The sequence below is a fragment of the Aurantiacibacter sp. MUD61 genome (genome assembly GCF_027912455.1).
Classification (GTDB): domain Bacteria; phylum Pseudomonadota; class Alphaproteobacteria; order Sphingomonadales; family Sphingomonadaceae; genus Alteraurantiacibacter.
Genome location: NZ_CP115446.1, coordinates 1,263,508 through 1,281,066, shown reverse-complemented (window position 1 = coordinate 1,281,066; position 17,559 = coordinate 1,263,508). Strand labels below are relative to the sequence as shown.

The following is a 17,559-nucleotide window of genomic DNA, read 5'->3' as shown; positions in this document are numbered from 1 at the left end:
TCATGACAAACATCATGACGAAGCCATCCATGATCCGATCACGCCTGCTGCATTCGTGTGCCGGAGCGGCGATGTTGGCGGGTCTTGCCTTCGGTGCGACCGAAGCCTCTGCACAGGGCATCCAGGCGACACCTGCCGTCGTTCAAGGTTCCGCACAAATCGACGAAAGCGTCATGGGGACCACGCGCATTACGGTCGACACGCTCGACACCGTCATCGACTGGCGAGCCGATTTCGATCCGTCGCTGTTGACCACCGAAACCTTCCTACCGGCGGGTAACACCGCGATTTTCCAGAACGGCGCCAACAACTTCAATTTTGCTGTGCTCAACCGGATTATTCCCGGGCCGGATAACGCCCCTGCGCTTTTCGAAGGCCTGGTGCAGTCTTTTCTGACCGATCCTTTCGGCGTCACCACACCGGGCGGTTTCGTCGCTTTCTATTCGCCCACCGGCATCATTGTCGGGCCGACCGGACGATTCGAAGTTCCGCAATTGATGCTGACCACGCAGGCGGTCGACATCACTACCATCAGCGGTTTCGCCAATGGCACCGGATCACTTTTTATGAGTGGCGCATCAGGGGCCATCGACATCCAGGCAGGCGCGGTTCTGACAGGAGCGCCCGGCACTGGCGGGCCGGAGGACAGCTTCCTGATCGTTGCGTCGCCGCAGATCAGCATGGCGGGAAGCGCCTTTTATAATGGTTCGATTGCCTATGTCGCGTCCGAGGCAGTATTCCTCAACCATTCCTCTGGCCTGTTCGACATCATCATTACCCAAGGTGTGACGGCTGGCGGGCAGACGATCACACACACCGGTTCATCAGGCGGACCGTCGAGCACGGGCGCGGGTGACGAGCATGTGATTTACGGCGTCACTCAGGCCTCTGCCTTTAGCGGCGGTCCCGTTTCCATGCTGTTCAGCGGCAATTTGGGTTTCCAGCCCGCCGCCAGCGCCACCATTGTGAACGGCGACGTTATCCTGTCCGCCAATTATAATGTCAGCGGTCGCACTGTGGATGGCGATGACAGTCGGCAAGGGGCCGATTCTTTCTTCGACGGGCGCAGCCAGGTGCCCGGCGAGCGCGGCGATATTCTGCTGAGCGGCATCGTCGCCACCAGCAATCTGCTCGCCATTTCAACGCATCAGACGAACCTCGATGCTACCACGGCAACGTCCACCTTTGCTGGCGATCTGTCGCTTGTCGGGCGGGAGCAGGCCGTCATCGATGTCGGCAGCGGCCCGCAAGTATTGGTGGACGGCGACCTGTTTGTCTCGGCGCGAAATTTCGGACTGAACACCCAAGCGACTGGCCAGGAAGACGCGACCGGCGGCCTCGCATCAATTCGCGTGGCTAGTGACGCGTTGCTGACTGTGCTGGGCGAAACCATGGTTGCGGCAAGCGCCGTTCCGGGGCTCGATTTCATCTTCAACAACATCGGTTCGGGTACCGGCGGACAGGCGCAAATCCTGTCAGAAGGCGGAACGATCGACCTGCGCGGCAATGTGCGGATGGAATCCTATGCCCGCACAGATCAAACCTTTGGTACCTTCGATGGCAATGGCGCGATGCAGGGCGGACAAGTGCAGTTCCTCGCCACGCAGGGCGGATCGCTGAGCACGCTTGGCACGCTTTCTGTAGACGCCAGTGCGACCGCGCCAGAGCTTGTCTCTTCAGTGGCACCTGTGGCTGGAGACGCGACCGGAGGAGGCATCTCCATCGGCACGGGTGTGGGCGGCGGATCGGTCTCGATTGCGGGTGACGTGACACTTGATGCGAGCGCACTGATCACCTCCTCAACTATCGGATTGGGCGTCGATCGCTCGGCCTTTGGTGGTACGATAGATGTGCAGTCGATCGATTTCTCGGCGGTCGATATCGGCGGCAGCCTGACTGGCGATGCCTCTGCCCAGACATCGACGACGGCCGGCGGTGCGGCGGCGGGCAATGCGACAGGAGGCAGCGCCAGCATCACGGTGACGGACGGGGACATGACGGTCGCGACAGGCATTACGATGGACCTGTTGGGGAACGCTGGTGCAGGGGAAAGCGGCGGCGATGCGGTGGGGGGATCGGCGGGATTGTCGGTGACCAATGGATCGCTCGATGCCGGCGGGAGCTTGTCGATCAGCACAAATGCCGTCGCCGGATCCTCCAGCGGCTCGGGCGATGGCGGCAATGCGCTCGGCGGCGGTGCGAATATCTTGCTCGATGGCGGCGATCTCATCAATACCGGCGCGACTTCGCTCTCTGCCAATGCGCAGGCTGGAAGCGGCGCGAATAGCGGCGATGCAGCTGGCGGTTCGACTACAATCAACCTGCTCAATGGCGGTAGCTGGAGCGCATCGACGATTTCGAGCGACGCCATCGGCCTCGGTGCTAATGCGACGGGCGGCGCTGGCGGCGATGTCATCGGCGGAGAAACCAGCCTTCTCATAGGCACCGGCTCGACTCTCACCCTGGCCAACAGCCTGACAATGGCCGCCACTGCCAATGGTTCGGTATCCACTGCCAACGGCGGCGATGGAAGCTCAGCCTCTGGCGGATCGGCGGCGATCACCATCGATGGCGGCACACTTGATGGACCAAGTGCAGGAGTGAGCCTGATTGCACCGGCCCAGGGTGGGAACGTCGCGGGTGCCGGTTTCACCGCAGGATCGGCGAGCGGAGGCAGCGCCACGCTGGACATCGTCAACGGCGGTAGCGCGAGCCTCACCAGCCTGCTGGCGAACAGCAATGCGCTTGCGGGAGACGGCGGCGCGTCAGCTGTCGGCGGCAATGCAAGCGGCGGTTTCTCCGGTATCGCCGTAGCGGATGCGCCAAGCAGCCTGACACTTACCGGCCAGCTATCGCTCCAATCGCTAGGCGTCGGCGGTTTGACCAATGGTGGCAGCGGGATTGGTGGCATCGGCGATGGCGGTGATGTCGGACTGGCCATCCTTCGCGGCGGGGTGGTCGACCTGACCGGCGCGGCGGCACAATTGGTGAGCGCGGGTTCCGGCGGAGACAGTTCGGTGACCGGGGGAGAGGGTGGATCTGCATCGAGCGGCTTGATCGATATCGACATTGCCAACGGCACGCTCACAGGCACCTCGATCACGCTGACCGGCATCGCCAACGGCGGCAACGCCGTGGGGGCAAATACAGTGGATGGCGGCGCAGCCGAAACCGGCGAAATCCTGATTACGGCCCTCACCGGCAGCACTCTCGACATCGCGATCGACGCGGTAAGCACGGCAACTGGCGGCAGCACCGCGACCGGGACAGGCGGTAACGCAAGCGGTGGGGCAGTGACCTTGCAGGCAGGCTTCTCCGATATCGACCTTGGCACGAATACGCTGCTTGCTTCGGAAGCAGTTGGCGGTGACGGGGTGGACGGCGGCAGTGCTACCAGCGGAGACGCGCTGCTATCCAATGGCGACAGCACGCTTTCCGGCGGCAACGTCACCGTGCGATCGAGCGCGCTGGGCGGAACGGGCACGGCGGCAAATGGCGATGCAACTTCCGCCCTCGCCCGGTTCTTCAGCCTCGGCAGCACGAGCCAGGTCGACCTCGTCGTTCTCTCGCTGATATCCAATGCCGAAGCGGGCGCGGGAGCAATTGCCAATTCCGGCTCGGCAGAGTTCGACAATGATCTGGGGCCGATCACTATCGGCGATATCCTGCTCGACACAGATGCGCTTGGCGTAGGAACCGGGACGCCGGGACTTGCGCTGTTCCGCAACACTGGCAGCGTCACCGCAGACACGCTGACGATTTCGGCGCTAGGCAGCGATCCCGGCCCGCAGGCTCAGATCCTCGCCGATGGCGGCGCGCTCAATGTGCTCGATACGCTCTCCGCAGATGTGACGGGCGATATCCTGCTGCAATATCTCACCGGCGGCACGATCATCGGCGGGCCGGACAGCGCGAACCTGACCGCCACTTTCGATGTCACCGCAGGCGGGACGATCACACTGGATGGCGATGACGGCGCAGCGCGCAATATCGCCGCGCTGAACACCCTTCTTACATCCCATGACATCGAAGTCGGCGCCGATACTCTGTTCGGCGGCGATGCAGTTGCGCTGACTTCGACCAATGTCGACGCGCAGGCCGTGCTTGGTGGCACCAGCGCTGGCAGCGGCTATTCGCTGCTAGCGGACGAGGCGGCCGCGATAGATGCGACCAGCCTTTCGATTTTCTTGCCCAATGTCGGCGGCACCGATGTCGATGCGGTGATCGATGATCTGACCCTGCTTGGCAGCGGCGATCAGCGCTTTGCAAGCATCGACCTCTTCGTGGACGGATCGCTCGATATTTTCGGCGCGTTCAATTACACCTCGACAGGGTCCGGAGACACGCTTTCCATTGGGGCGGAAGGGACTTTGTTCCTGACCCTGCCGACAGGCAGCATCCGCCTCGATAGCGGGTCCGCGCTGGCCGGCACGCTGCAGATTTCCGCCACCGATTTCATCGCCGCAGATGCCGATCTGATCGCCGACATCCTCGCTGATCCCGCGAGCGCTGCGGTGGTAGAAGCGCTGCTCGATGATGGCGGCGCTGCCGAGGCATCGAGCTATATCTCGGCCGACCGTGTCGAGATCAACGCGCTTGGCCTTGTTTACGGGCAGAACACCGGAGCAAACGGCATCTATGGCGGCATCGAAGTTGGTCCTGGCGGGTTACTGATCACCCAAGCGTCCGCCTTCCCCGGCCAGCTTCGAGTAATCGCCTTTGGTACGCAGGACGATGGTACCGGCCAGCTGACCAATAATGATTTCTTCTTCGTGGTCGAATTCGCGACCGATCGAGTGGGCACCTACACGCCCGATGCCACGTTCAACAATTGCATCATCGTCACCTCGACCTGTCCGGAAGACCCGGTGGAAGAGGAGATCGAGGTTCCGGTTCCCAACCAGATCCTGATCGAACAACCACTCGCACCCAAGTTCGTCATCGATGAAGGAACGGCGTTCGATTTCGGGTTCGGCTTTGACTTCCCGGGCCTGATGGATGCCCCGCTCATCAGCGAAGACGAACTGGTGCGCGAACCCGTGACAAGCGGTTCGGACAGCGCGCTTCACGCGCTCAGCGGATCGGCTGACGATGATGAGGGAGACGAATGATGGCGCAGCAGTCACGGTCTCTCACAGGGCGGCTGATGCTCGCGCTTGCGGGTCTCGCCGGACTCGTCCTCGCCCTTCCGGCCAGCGCGCAGGAAGTGCCGGTATCGCTGCGCGACAGCGTGCCTATCGGATCGGACGGATTGTGCGAAATGCAGATCCAGTCCCCGACAGCGCAGGATGGCCTGTTCTACCGCCGCTATGCGGTAATTTGCCAAGATGCATCCATCGCCGTTGGCAGCCTGGCTGTGCTCCCTTCAACCGGTCCAGAAGCCGCTCTCTCTGCGCTTTCCGATGATGGCAGGACCTGCCGGGAGGGCGAGCTTTCAAATCTGCCCCAGGGCATCGAAAGCGCGCGCGCCTTTGCTTGCCGGGAGGAAGGAAACGAACTCAACCGCCTGCTGATTGTCGGCAGCGCCAATGGCTACACATATGTGGCGGAGGGCATATCCATTTATCAGGACGCCTTGCGGCTCGGCATGGCCACGCTGGCAAGCGATCGCGAAATTGCGGGCACCGTTGAAATTCCGCTGACGCTCGCCGCGGATGCCAGCGCTTTTGCCCGCGCGCAGGCCGAAGCCATCGGCCCGGACAGCGCGTTGGAAGAGGCCTATCGCCGCGCCAATGCGGGCAATTATGCAGAGGCCGCCGAGTTTTTTTCCGCATCGGCAGACGGGCTTGAAGGGGAAGAAGCCACCGAAGCGCTGCTCAACACGGCGCTGCAACAAAGCAATTTGGGCAATTATCTCGAAGCCGCGCTCCTCTTTATCGATATCCGATCGTTGATCGGAGAAGACCCGATCCTCACCCGCATGGCGCGCAATTTTGAAGCGCTGGACGCGCTCAATCGCGAACGTCCGGCAGAAGCGATCATGACGCTCGACGTTCCCCTGCCCGGAGATGCAGCGGACCTCGATGCGCTGTCACGGATGGAACTCTCCATACCACTGGCAGAGCGCCTCGCCGCGGAAAACGGCAATGCCATTAGCGGAGCGACGGGCGCTCTGACGGAGCTTGAACACGCCCAATTGCTCGATGCGCAGGCGCTGCAGATCCGCGCGACTGCATTGAGGGCACAGGGCCGCCCGCAGGATGCACGCGCCGCGCTGGTTCAGGCGCGCGAGCAATTGCTCACCGTGCGCGATGGACGGGTGGTGACGGTTCTATGGCTGCGCGCGCAAGTGCTGGGCGAAATCGCCGAAATCGATGAACGCGCAGGTGATCTCGGCGGCGCAGAAGCGCTCCACCAGCAGGCCATCGCGCTACTCGAATCCTTCTATCCCGGCTCACCCGCACTCGTCAGCGCGCAGGCGCAATATGCCGGTTTTCTGGCGCGCAACGGACGTGAGGAACAGGCCCTGTCCGTCTATCGCACGCTCGTCCAATCCGCCGACAGCAAGCCTGCCGCAAGCCTGCGACAATTGCTCGCGCCCTATTTTGCGCTGCTTGCAGAGCGCGATGGGCAAGGCGTTGCAGAGGAGATGTTCGCTGCGAGCCAGCTGATGTTACGCCCCGGCCTTGCGCAGACGCAGGCGGTGCTGGCGCGCGAACTGTCTGCTGGCAGTGACGAGGCAGCGCAGCTATTCCGCCAGTCGCTCAACGTCTCGCGCGGGATCGAGCAGCTGCGTGTCCGCATCGCCCAGGCCGAGCTGGACGCGAATGTCGAGGGTGCAGCGCCGGATTCGCAAATCGGAGACTTGCGCCAGCAGCTGGACACTCTGCAAATTCGCCAGTTGGAAATGCAGCAGCAATTGGCAGAATATCCGCGCTACCGCGTAGTCGAAGACAGCCGCATGGATCTGGCAAGCCTGCAGGCGACGCTGCAACCGGGTGAAGCCTATTACAAGCTGGTGATGCTCGATGAGGCGAGCTACGCCATCTATGCCGAAGCCGACATGGCTCGCGCCTTCCGCATTGACGCCGACAGTGATGAAATCGGCAGCATGGTCGATACGCTGCGGGACTCCATCGCGGTCGACCTGGCCGGCCAGACCATCACGTATCCCTTCGAGATCCAAACCGCGCGCACGCTGCATGCCCAGCTGTTCGGTCCAGTGGCGAGCGATCTGAACGATGCGCGGCACCTCGTTTTTGAGCCTGACGGCGCGATGCTGCGGTTGCCGGTCAATCTCCTCGTCACCGATGACGCCAGCGTGGCCGCCCATGGCGCGCGGATGGCGAATGGAGGGGACGAATTCGACTATCGCGGCACCGCATGGATGGGCCGCGACATGCCCATCACCACATCGGTTTCGCCAAGCTCCTTCCGAGACGTGCGCGCGGCGAGAGCTTCGGACGCTCGGCTCGATTACCTGGGTCTTGGGCAAAACCAGCCGCTTGGGGCATCGCCGTTGCCAGCGCTTGCAAGGGGTTCGCTCGGCATGGTCAGCGATCGGTGCCGCTGGGGCGCGTCGGCCTGGAACGACCCGATTGCAGCGACCGAGCTGCGTGCTGCGCAAGATGCCTTGCAAGCCAATGGCGCCGAGGCGCGATTGCTAACCGATGCGGCGTTCAATGACAGTGCGCTGCTGGGCATGGACCAGCTCGACGAATATCGCATCCTGCATTTCGCCACGCACGGTCTGGTGACGGCCCCCGCGTCGGAATGCCCGCCGCGCCCCGCATTGCTAACCAGCTTCGGCGGTGAGAATTCGGACGGATTGCTGAGCTTTTCAGAAATCTTCGACCTGCAGATCGACGCCGACCTGGTCATCCTTTCGGCCTGCAATACGGCAAGTGAAGGCGGTCTGGTGGCGAGCCGCGAAGCCGGTATCAGCGGTGCTGGCGATTTCGCGCTGGACGGTCTTGTCCGTGCCTTTGTGGGCGCTGGCGGACGCACGGTGATGGCCAGCCACTGGCCGGTGCCAGACGATTTCAACGCGACCCAGCGACTGGTGACGGGCGTATTCTCCGCAGCGCCGGGCGATACGACCGGCGAGGCCTTACGCCGCGCGCAGCTCGGTCTGATGGACGAGGCGCAGACATCGCACCCGTTTTACTGGGCCGCTTTCGCCGTGGTCGGGGATGGCACGATACCGGTGGTGCGTTAAGCCGCCCCCCGACCCCGCATCAGTCGTATTCGGTGATGATCGCGCTGAAATCCCGCGCGCCGTTGCCCTCTGCGTCGAACGCTTCGTAAAGCTCTTTCGCCTTGGCACCGATGCGGGTGTTCATGCCCGCAGTCTCGGCAGCTTCCATGGCGAGCTTCAGATCCTTCAGCATCAGGCCTGTCGCGAACCCGCCCTGATAATCATTATCCGAAGGCGACTTCGGACCGACACCCGGGACCGGGCAATAGCTCGTCATGGACCAGCACTGGCCCGAACTGACGCTGGAAATGTCGTAAAAGGTCTGCGGATCCAGGCCGAGCCTTTGCGCCATGGCAAAGGCTTCTGCCGTGCCGATCATCTGGACGGCGAGCAGCATGTTGTTGCAGATTTTTGCCGCCTGACCGTTACCCGCATCTCCGGCGTGGATCACCGCCTTGCCCATGTCTTTCAGCACTTCTTCAGCGCCCCTGAACCCTTCTTCGCTGCCCCCAACCATGAAAGTCAGCGTGCCCGCATCGGCTGCCGCGATCCCGCCCGATACCGGCGCATCGACCATGGGATAACCAGCGGCGGAAGCGGCATCGGCCACTTCGCGCGCGGTCGCAACGTCGATGGTGGAGCAATCTATCAGCACTGCACCTTCCGGTGCGTGGCCGATCACGTCGCTGGTGTAGACTGCTTTCACGATCTCGCCATTGGGCAGCATGGAGACCACGGCATCCACGCCTTTGCATGCCTCGCTGGCCGATGTGAAAGTCTCGCAGCCCTTTTCCTTTGCCGCCGCGAGCGCCGCCCCGCTAAGGTCGAAAGCGCGCACATCGTGCCCCGCCTTCGCCAGGTTCGCGGCCATGCCGCCGCCCATGTTTCCAAGACCGATAAATGCGATTTTCATGGCGATTCTCTCCTTGGGCCTGCGCTTCTCATTTCAGATGAAACTATGCAAGGGCCAGATCACGCCAACGCAAGCACTCCGGTGAGCACGTGGCGAACAAGGTCGACCTGCCCGCGCGCGCCAGTCTTGGCATAGATTTTCTTCGAGTAATTGCGCGCGGTCTCGATGGTCAGGCCGTGCTCTTCCGCCGCCTCGGCAATCGAAAGGCCCTGCGCCATGGACCACGCCATGCGCGCCTCGCTCGGCGTCAGGTTGAAGAGGTCGACTAGCTGTTCGGCGCGCGTTTCGGAGGAAGATCGGTCACCGCGCAGGTAAACCACGGCTACGGCATCCTTGCCCCCCGCCAGTGCGGCGAGGCGCAGGGGGGATACCAGAATGTCGATCCACGGATCGTGGCTCAGATTGATTGCGCGAGGTCGAGCCCTGGGGTTCGCGGCAAAGGCCTTCACCAGCCCAGTGAGCTGGCGGTCCACTGCCGGGTCGGAGGGGACGAGCCTGTCATAGGCGCCGCGCGCCAATAGCCCACTTTCGCGCAGCAACCGCTCGGCCTGCTGGTCGCTGTCAACAATGCGCCCCTTCGCATCGAGGCTGATCCAACCGAAATCGAGCCGGGCAAAGGCCTGCGCGCTCATGGCGGATCGGGCGCGCTCGCGCTCCAGACCGGAGAGCACGCGCAGGGCAGCGCCAAAATGCGGGGCCAGCGCCGCAAGCAGCGATGAAGTGCCCCCCTCACCGCGCTGCACCACCAGCGTTGCCACCAATCCTCCTTCGCCAGTGAGCCGGATCGCATGTTGCTGAGCGCCCAGTTCCTCGGGCGCATAGGGCCTCCCGGGACGAAGCTCGGAGAGGTCGTTTGCCTCCTCCACCTCGCCGGCTGAGAGCCGCACCACATCGCCGCCCGACTGCAGGATGATCGCCGCTCCCTCTGCATTCGCGGCCGACTGCAGCCGCGAGAGGAAGGTCTGCCACATCGGTTGCTCGAACATGCCATCATGCAGCGGCACAAGCAGTTCTATCTCGCCCAGATTGGGAATACGCATGCACGCGTCATACCACCTCCCATTTGGGAGGTCCACATTGTCGCGAGCTTGCTACATCCCGCGCCATGACTGCACCGCTCACCCATCTCCAGCGCCTCGAGGCAGAGGCCATTCACATCATCCGCGAAGTCGCTGCCGAAGCCGACAAGCCAGTGATGATGTATTCGATCGGCAAGGATTCTGCCGTGATGCTGCATCTGGCGAAGAAGGCCTTCTACCCTTCGCCGCCGCCTTTCCCGCTGCTCCACGTCGATACGACCTGGAAGTTCAAGGATATGTACGATCTGCGCAAGCGGTCTGCCGAAGAAGCGGGCATGGAGCTGATCGTGCACCAGAACCCCGAGGCACAGGAACGCGGCATCAACCCGTTCGATCACGGCCCGCTGCACACCGACATGTGGAAGACCGAGGGGCTGAAGCAGGCGCTGACCATGCATGGTTTCGACGCGGCCTTTGGCGGTGCCCGCCGCGACGAGGAAAAGAGCCGCGCGAAGGAGCGCATCTTTTCTTTCCGCACCGCGAGCCACGGCTGGGACCCGAAGAACCAGCGGCCGGAGCTGTGGAACCTCTACAACGCGAAGAAGCGCAAGGGCGAAAGCATCCGCGTCTTCCCGATCTCCAACTGGACCGAGCTCGATGTATGGCAGTATATCCAGCTCGAGAATATCGAGATCGTACCGCTCTATTTCAGCGCGCCGCGCCCGACTTTCGAATATGAAGGCGGCCTGTTCATGGCCGACGATATCGAGCGTCTTGAGAAGGTCATGGGTAAGCGCCCCGAGATCACCACCCGGTCCGTGCGCTTTCGCACGCTCGGCTGTTTTCCGCTGACGGGCGCAGTCGAAAGCGAAGCCTCGACGCTCAGCGAAGTCATTCAGGAAACGCTGCTCACCACCACCAGCGAAAGGCAGGGCCGCGTGATCGACAAGGATGCGGGCGGTGCCGGCATGGAGAAGAAGAAGCAGGAGGGCTATTTCTGATGTCGCAAGACACGATCTACCAAACCGACGCCCTCATCGCCGAGGATATCGACGCCTATCTCGACACGCACCAGCACAAGACCATGCTGCGCTTCATCACATGCGGCAGCGTGGATGACGGCAAGTCGACGCTGATCGGCCGCCTGCTCTACGACAGCAAGATGATCTTCGAGGACCAGCTCGAAGCGTTGAGCAACGACAGCAAGAAGGTCGGCACGCAGGGGCAGGAGATCGACTTTGCGCTGTTGGTGGATGGCCTCGCCGCAGAGCGCGAGCAGGGCATCACCATCGATGTCGCCTATCGCTTCTTCAACACCGAAAAGCGCAAGTTCATCGTCGCCGATTGCCCGGGGCACGAACAGTATACGCGCAACATGGTGACCGGCGCCTCCACCGCCGACCTTGCGGTCATCCTCGTCGATGCGCGCAAGGGCGTGCTCGTTCAGACGCGGCGGCACAGCTACCTCTGCCACCGGATCGGCATCCGCAACATCGTGCTGGCGGTGAACAAGATGGACCTGGTCGATTACGACCAGCAGGTCTTCGACGACATCGTGGCCGACTATCGCGCCTTTGCCGAGGAAATCGGCATCGAGAGTTTCACCGCGCTGCCCATTTCGGGCTTCAAGGGCGACAACATCACCTCGGCGCCGAGCGACAAGACGCCGTGGTACGACGGGCCGAGCCTTGTCGACCACCTCGAAAGCGTCGAAGTCCTGTCGGAAGTGGCGGCGGAAAAGCCTTTCCGCATGCCGGTGCAGTGGGTCAATCGCCCCAATCTCGACTTCCGCGGGTTCTCTGGCCTGATCGCCACGGGCTCCGTCAAGCCGGGCGATGCGGTGCGCGCGCTACCATCGGGCAAGACCTGCACCGTAAAATCGATCGTCACTTATGATGGCGAGCTGGACGAGGCCGTGGCCGGCCAGTCGGTCACCATCACGCTGGAAGACGAGATCGACTGTTCGCGTGGCGACGTGCTGTGCGTGGCGGACAATCCACCCGAAACAGCCGACCAGTTCGAAGCGACGCTAGTGTGGCTTAACGATGAAGACCTGCATGTCGGGCGCAGCTATTGGCTGAAGATCGGCACGCAGACAGTTTCAGCCACGGTGCAGCAGCCCAAGTATCGTGTGGACGTCAACACGATGGATCACATGGCGGCAAAGACGCTCAGCCTCAACGATATCGGCGTGGCGGAAGTCTATGCCGACAAGAACATCGTGTTCGAGCCCTATGCCGACAGCCGTACGCTGGGCGGCTTCATCCTGATCGACAAGATCACCAATGCGACCGTTGGTGCGGGCATGCTCAACTTCAGCCTGCGGCGCAGCCAGAACGTGCATTGGCAGGCGACCGACATCAGCCGCGAGCATCATGCGGGCATGAAGAACCAGACGCCGCGCGTGCTCTGGTTCACCGGGCTTTCGGGAAGCGGCAAGTCGACCATCGCCAATGAAGTCGAGAAGAAGCTGGCGCTGATGAACCGCCACACCTTCCTGCTCGACGGCGACAATGTCCGCCACGGCCTGAACAAGGATTTGGGCTTTACCGAGGCCGACCGGATCGAGAACATCCGCCGCATCGGCGAAGTGGCGAAGCTGATGACCGATGCGGGCCTGATCGTGCTCACCGCCTTCATCTCGCCCTTCCGCGCGGAACGGCAAATGGTGCGCGACATGCTGGAGGATCACGAGTTCATCGAGATCTTCGTCGACACTCCGCTGGAAGTTGCCGAAGAGCGGGACGTAAAGGGCCTATACAAAAAGGCGCGCGCCGGAGAGCTGAAGAACTTCACCGGGATCGACAGCCCGTATGAGCCTCCGCAAAAGCCGGAAATCACCGTCAACACGGTGGAAATGACGCCCGAAGAAGCCGCCGATTACATCATCGGCCAGATCCTTCCGCTGAAGTGAGTGCCACACCTATGACCGACGCCGAACTCGCCGCCCACCTTGCCGAATGCGCCGGGCGCATCCTTCTGGAAGTCCGCGCCTCTGGCATGATCGCCGGCAAGGCTCTCGGCAAAGCTGGCGATGAGACGGCAAACCAGTTCCTCGTCCATGCCCTGCGTGCGCAGCGCCCCGAAGACGGCCTGCTGTCCGAAGAGAGCAAGGACACAATGGAGCGGCTTGATAAGAGCCGCGTATGGATCGTCGACCCCGTCGATGGCACGCGCGAATATGGTGAGGAGCGGACCGATTGGGCGGTTCACGTTGCGCTTGCTGTCGATGGCAGGCCCGAGATCGCCGCAGTCGCCCTGCCCGGCCTTGGCGAAGTGCTGAGAACCGATCAGCCTTGCGCTTTGCCCGGCGCGCCCGAAAAGCTGCGCATGGTCGTCAGCCGCACCCGCCCTGCTCCCGAGGCTGTCAAAGTCGCCGAAGCGCTGGATGCTGAACTTGTCCCCATGGGCAGTGCGGGCGCCAAGGCCATGTCGATCATCCGCGGAGAGGCCGACATTTATCTGCACACCGGCGGCCAATACGAATGGGACAGCTGCGCCCCAGCCGCAGTCGCCGCCGCCCACGGCCTCCACATCAGCCGCGTCGATGGTTCACCCTTGCTCTACAACCAGCGCGACACCTATCTGCCAGACCTGCTGATCTGCCGGAAAGGCCACGCAGATGCGGTGTTCGAGGCACTGCAAGCAGACTAGCCACCGCCGCGAGAATCGCGTCGAACGCTAGCAGCGAATTTTTCGAGAAATGGTGCCCAGAAGAGGACTCGAACCTCCACGGGGTTGCCCCCACCGCCACCTGAAGACGGCGCGTCTACCAATTCCGCCATCTGGGCACACATTGTAGGGCGAAGCGTGGCTCCGCCGTGTGGTAGGAGCGCGCCTCTAAGGCAGGGCTGCGATTGAGTCAACGCGGGTTTTGCATCGCGCGTACGGTTTTCTGCCGCGATCGCCGAGCAACGGCGGAACGGCCTGAGTGTTTTACGCGTAATAGAAGCATTGCCCGCCGCCCGCTGGCTGTGCATAGGGCGTTGCGACACATCCATTCTGCTCGAAGGACATGCCTCTCATGGCCAAATCATCTCCGCTCGAAGGCAAGCTCGTCACCCTGATCGGCGGCAGCGGATTTATCGGATCGCATGTTGCGCAGGATTTGCTCGAGCGCGGCGCGCGTGTGCGCATCGCTGCGCGCGAGCCTGAGAAAGCCTTCAAGCTGAAGCCGCTCGCCAATCTCGGGCAGATCCAGTTCGCCCGTTGCAATGCGGCTGACAAGGCCAGCGTCGAGGCATGCGTGCGCGGATCGGATGCGGTGGTCTATCTGATCGGCACGTTTGAAGGCAATCAGCAAAAGCTGCAGGCAGACAGCGCCGGGCACGCCGCGAAAATCGCCGCCGAAGAAGGCGCGATGGGTTTCGTCTACATCTCCGCGATTGGCGCCGACCCGGAGAAGGAAACCGGCTATTATCGCACAAAGGGTGACGGTGAGCTGCAGGTGCTGGCAGCTTTCCCCAAGGCGACAGTCATTCGTCCCTCGGTCGTGTTCGGTGAGGACGCAGGGCTCGTTCCGATGTTCGCCGACATGGTGCAAATGATGCCGGTGATGCCGGTGTTCGGTGCCGATTCAAAGTTTCAGGTCGTGTGGGTCGATGATGTTGCGGCAGCTGTTGCGGCGGCTCTGGAGAATGTCGGCAAGCACGGCGGTAGGACCTATGAAGCTGCGGGCCCCGAAGAGCTTTCCATGATGCAAATCCATGAGATGATTGCGGACGGGCAAAACCGCGAGCGTGTGTTCTTCCCCATGCCCACTCCGCTGGCGAAGGGCTTCGCCGCATTGCCGCTCACACCGATCAATTCGGATCAGCTGGCGATGCTGGAAGAAGGTAGCACGGCAACCACGGGTGTGCCGCAGCTCGACAAACTCGGCATCGATCCCAAGCCTCTGTCGCTGTTCCTCGATCGCTGGATGGTCCGCTATCGCAAGCACGGGCGTTTCGGCAGCAAGCGCAAGGCCGGTTGAACGCGGCGTACCGTTAGCCAAGTGAGGAAATCCTGTGCGCATCGGTAGCGCGCCGGGCTTTGCCACGCCTATAGTCGCGCCAACGATTCGAACCTTCCAGACAGCGCCAACTTCGGGAAACATACGACCATGAAATTCTTCGCCGACACCGCCGAACTCGATGACATCCGCGAACTGGCGGCCACTGGCCTGCTGGACGGCGTCACCACCAATCCGTCACTGATCGCCAAGTCGGGCCGCGATTTCATGGAAGTGACCAAGGAAATCTGCGGCATCACCGATGGCCCGGTGAGCGCCGAAGTCGTCGCCCTCGATCACGAGACGATGATGAAAGAGGCCGAAAAGCTGCGCAAGATTGCCGACAATGTCTGCATCAAGGTGCCGCTGACGGTCGATGGCCTGAAAACCTGCAAGGCGCTGACCGATGACGGCACGATGGTGAATGTCACCCTGTGCTTCTCGGCCAATCAGGCGCTGCTGGCTGCCAAGGCTGGCGCGACTTTCGTTTCACCTTTCGTCGGCCGCCATGATGACAATGGCACGGATGGCATGGACCTGATCCGCGACATCCGCCTGATCTACGACAATTACGATTTCCACACGGAAATCCTCGTTGCGAGCGTGCGGCATGTGGTCCATGTTCTCGAAAGCGCGCGCATCGGCGCAGACGTCATGACCGCGCCGCCCAAAGTGATCCATGCGCTGTTCAAGCACGTGCTGACAGACAAGGGCATCGAGGGCTTCCTCAAGGACTGGGAAACCACCGGGCAATCGATCCTGTAATCGCGATACGGAAAGCGAGGTGTCGCCCCCGCCTGAGCAGGGGGCGACTGCCAAAGAGCATCTTTATCCGCCGAGAACGCCTTCGGCCTTTGCGCTCACGTTCTTGGCGATCCACTGATCGCGCAGTTTGAACTTCTGGATCTTGCCCGAACCGGTGAGCGGCCATTCGCTTACCACTTCCCAATAGGCCGGGCATTTCTGCGGCGCGATCTCGGAACGGCAATAGGCACGCAGTTCTTCGGGATCGAAGGTGTGTCCGTCTTCCATCCGCACATAGGCGGCGACGGCTTCACCCAGGACATCGTCCGGCACGCCGAAGACGGCGCATTCGGCGACGCCCTCATGTTCGGCGAGGACGTTCTCGATTTCCGCCGGAAACAGGTTCTCGCCGCCGCGAATGATCATTTCCTTCACCCGGCCCGTGATGCGAACGAAACCGCGCTCGTCCATCGTGCCGAGGTCACCGGTGTGCAGCCAGCCATCGGCATCGATTGCTTCAGCGGTGGCTTCCGGGTTCTCGTGATAGCCGAGCATGGTCGCATAGCTGCGTGAGCGGATTTCGCCGACCACGCCGCAATCGACGATCTCATCCGTCGCCGGATCGAAAATGCCGACTTCGCAGCCGAGCGCCGGGCGACCGATGCTAGTGGTGATATCCTCCACCGAGTCCGATGGCCGCGCACTGGTGATGACCGGCGAACTTTCGGTCTGCCCATAGGCGACCAGCGCCTGCGCGCCCAGCACGGCTTCTGCGGCGCGGGCGAGTTCCGGGGCAACCATTGCCCCGCCCATGCCGAGCACTTTGAGTGAAGACAGATCGCGCTCATTGGCCTTTTGCATCGCGATCATCGCAACGGCCATAGTCGGCACGGTGAGCGTCCAGGTGACCTTATCACGCTCGATGATGTCGAGCGCTGCGTTGGGCTCGAAGAAAGGCAGCGGCACATATTTGGAAGCGGTCTGGAGCGAGCCGAGGACGCCCATGGAGCAGCCCATCGTGTGAAACAGCGGGGTGAGGCCGATGGTCGACTGGCGGTCCTCCAGATTGCCCGTCTTGGCAAAGATGCGCGCATTGTTGGTGATGTTTCGGTGGGACAGGACGACTCCCTTCGGGAAGCCGGTCGTGCCCGAAGTATACTGGATCTGCGCGGGATCGTTCGTCTCGACCTCTGGCAGAGTGCCACTCGGATCGGTGAACATGGCCGCTTCATCGTGCATGTCGACGACTTCGCGGACGGCAGGGATTTCCTCGCACACAGCCTTGCCGATTTCAGCCATCGGATTGCCGCGCACTTCCTTGATCAGGAACAGGGCAACGCTGCCGGACTGGCGCAGCACATAGTCGAGCTCGCGCTTCTGATAGGCGGGATTGACAGTGACCAGAGTGAGGCCAGCGAGCGCGCAGGCATATTCGACGAGGACCCATTCGGGGATGTTCGGGCCCCACACGGCGATGCGTTCGCCCGGCTGGAAGCGCGCGGCAAGGCCCTTGGCCATCCGCTCCGCATCGGCGAGCAATTCGGAATAGGTCCAGCGACGGCCGGTGCTGCCATCCATCAGCCCTTCGACCAGCGCTTCTGCGTCGCCGTTCTTCGCGGCCTGTTCGCGCAGCAATCCGCCTATCGTGGTATCGAGGATTTCCTCATCGGCGTACCAATCGCAATGAGCCTTTTCGAGGCGCTGCTCGACCATGTCATTCTCTCCATCTGTGTGCCGGTCATTCGCGCCGACTTAT

At 62.2% G+C, this 17,559-nt stretch carries 10 protein-coding genes and 1 tRNA gene; 7 read left to right on the top strand and 4 right to left on the bottom strand.

Annotation, left to right across the window (positions count from 1 at the left end; translation table 11 throughout):
* Positions 1-2: 2 nt before the first annotated feature.
* Together O2N64_RS06170 and O2N64_RS06165 are read left to right on the top strand one after the other, a co-directional pair.
* Positions 3-5,111, top strand: coding sequence for a beta strand repeat-containing protein (locus tag O2N64_RS06170; RefSeq protein WP_271079402.1), 5,109 nt, complete (start codon positions 3-5; stop codon positions 5,109-5,111).
* 35 nt (positions 5,112-5,146) lie between these two features.
* The gene (locus O2N64_RS06165; protein ID WP_271079401.1) at positions 5,147-8,158 is read left to right on the top strand and encodes a CHAT domain-containing protein; all 3,012 of its coding nucleotides are present in this window, start codon (positions 5,147-5,149) and stop codon (positions 8,156-8,158) included.
* Positions 8,159-8,177: 19 nt separating this feature from the next.
* Here the strand turns inward: O2N64_RS06165 and mmsB are convergent, their stop codons facing one another.
* Together mmsB and O2N64_RS06155 are read right to left on the bottom strand one after the other, a co-directional pair.
* On the bottom strand, positions 8,178-9,050 hold the full coding sequence (gene mmsB, locus O2N64_RS06160) for a 3-hydroxyisobutyrate dehydrogenase (RefSeq protein ID WP_271079400.1): 873 nt from the start codon (positions 9,048-9,050) through the stop codon (positions 8,178-8,180).
* Positions 9,051-9,109: 59 nt separating this feature from the next.
* Positions 9,110-10,090: a helix-turn-helix transcriptional regulator gene (locus O2N64_RS06155; protein ID WP_271079399.1), complete on the bottom strand. Its 981-nt coding sequence runs from the start codon at positions 10,088-10,090 to the stop codon at positions 9,110-9,112.
* Positions 10,091-10,155: 65 nt separating this feature from the next.
* Between O2N64_RS06155 and cysD the strand changes: the two genes are divergently transcribed.
* The 3 genes from cysD to O2N64_RS06140 are packed head-to-tail and all read left to right on the top strand — an operon-like array spanning position 10,156 to position 13,723.
* Entirely contained in the window at positions 10,156-11,070 is a 915-nt protein-coding gene (cysD, locus tag O2N64_RS06150; RefSeq protein WP_271079398.1) for a sulfate adenylyltransferase subunit CysD, read from the top strand.
* Positions 11,070-12,983: a sulfate adenylyltransferase subunit CysN gene (cysN, locus tag O2N64_RS06145; protein ID WP_271079397.1), complete on the top strand. Its 1,914-nt coding sequence runs from the start codon at positions 11,070-11,072 to the stop codon at positions 12,981-12,983. The genes cysD and cysN overlap by 1 nt, the downstream gene beginning before the upstream one ends.
* Before the next feature lie 11 nt (positions 12,984-12,994).
* Entirely contained in the window at positions 12,995-13,723 is a 729-nt protein-coding gene (locus O2N64_RS06140; RefSeq protein ID WP_271079396.1) for a 3'(2'),5'-bisphosphate nucleotidase CysQ, read from the top strand.
* Positions 13,724-13,773: 50 nt separating this feature from the next.
* Here O2N64_RS06140 and O2N64_RS06135 read toward each other — a convergent pair.
* A tRNA-Leu gene (locus O2N64_RS06135) sits at positions 13,774-13,860 on the bottom strand.
* Positions 13,861-14,093: 233 nt separating this feature from the next.
* Here O2N64_RS06135 and O2N64_RS06130 point away from each other — a divergent pair.
* Entirely contained in the window at positions 14,094-15,041 is a 948-nt protein-coding gene (locus O2N64_RS06130) for a complex I NDUFA9 subunit family protein (protein WP_271079395.1), read from the top strand.
* A 129-nt stretch (positions 15,042-15,170) separates the two neighbouring features.
* Entirely contained in the window at positions 15,171-15,824 is a 654-nt protein-coding gene (gene fsa, locus O2N64_RS06125; RefSeq protein ID WP_271079394.1) for a fructose-6-phosphate aldolase, read from the top strand.
* 63 nt (positions 15,825-15,887) lie between these two features.
* Here fsa and O2N64_RS06120 read toward each other — a convergent pair whose 3' ends face one another.
* A complete protein-coding gene (locus O2N64_RS06120; RefSeq protein ID WP_271079393.1) occupies positions 15,888-17,516 on the bottom strand; it encodes an AMP-binding protein in 1,629 nt (542 codons plus the stop codon).
* Positions 17,517-17,559 lie beyond the last annotated feature (43 nt).

Coding starts and splice junctions, on each gene's coding strand:
- O2N64_RS06170 (WP_271079402.1), top strand. CDS start 3: ATGACAAACATCATGACGAAGCCATCCATGATCCGATCACGCCTGCTG.
- O2N64_RS06165 (WP_271079401.1), top strand. CDS start 5,147: ATGCTCGCGCTTGCGGGTCTCGCCGGACTCGTCCTCGCCCTTCCGGCC.
- mmsB (WP_271079400.1), bottom strand. CDS start 9,050: ATGAAAATCGCATTTATCGGTCTTGGAAACATGGGCGGCGGCATGGCC.
- O2N64_RS06155 (WP_271079399.1), bottom strand. CDS start 10,090: ATGCGTATTCCCAATCTGGGCGAGATAGAACTGCTTGTGCCGCTGCAT.
- cysD (WP_271079398.1), top strand. CDS start 10,156: ATGACTGCACCGCTCACCCATCTCCAGCGCCTCGAGGCAGAGGCCATT.
- cysN (WP_271079397.1), top strand. CDS start 11,070: ATGTCGCAAGACACGATCTACCAAACCGACGCCCTCATCGCCGAGGAT.
- O2N64_RS06140 (WP_271079396.1), top strand. CDS start 12,995: ATGACCGACGCCGAACTCGCCGCCCACCTTGCCGAATGCGCCGGGCGC.
- O2N64_RS06130 (WP_271079395.1), top strand. CDS start 14,094: ATGGCCAAATCATCTCCGCTCGAAGGCAAGCTCGTCACCCTGATCGGC.
- fsa (WP_271079394.1), top strand. CDS start 15,171: ATGAAATTCTTCGCCGACACCGCCGAACTCGATGACATCCGCGAACTG.
- O2N64_RS06120 (WP_271079393.1), bottom strand. CDS start 17,516: ATGGTCGAGCAGCGCCTCGAAAAGGCTCATTGCGATTGGTACGCCGAT.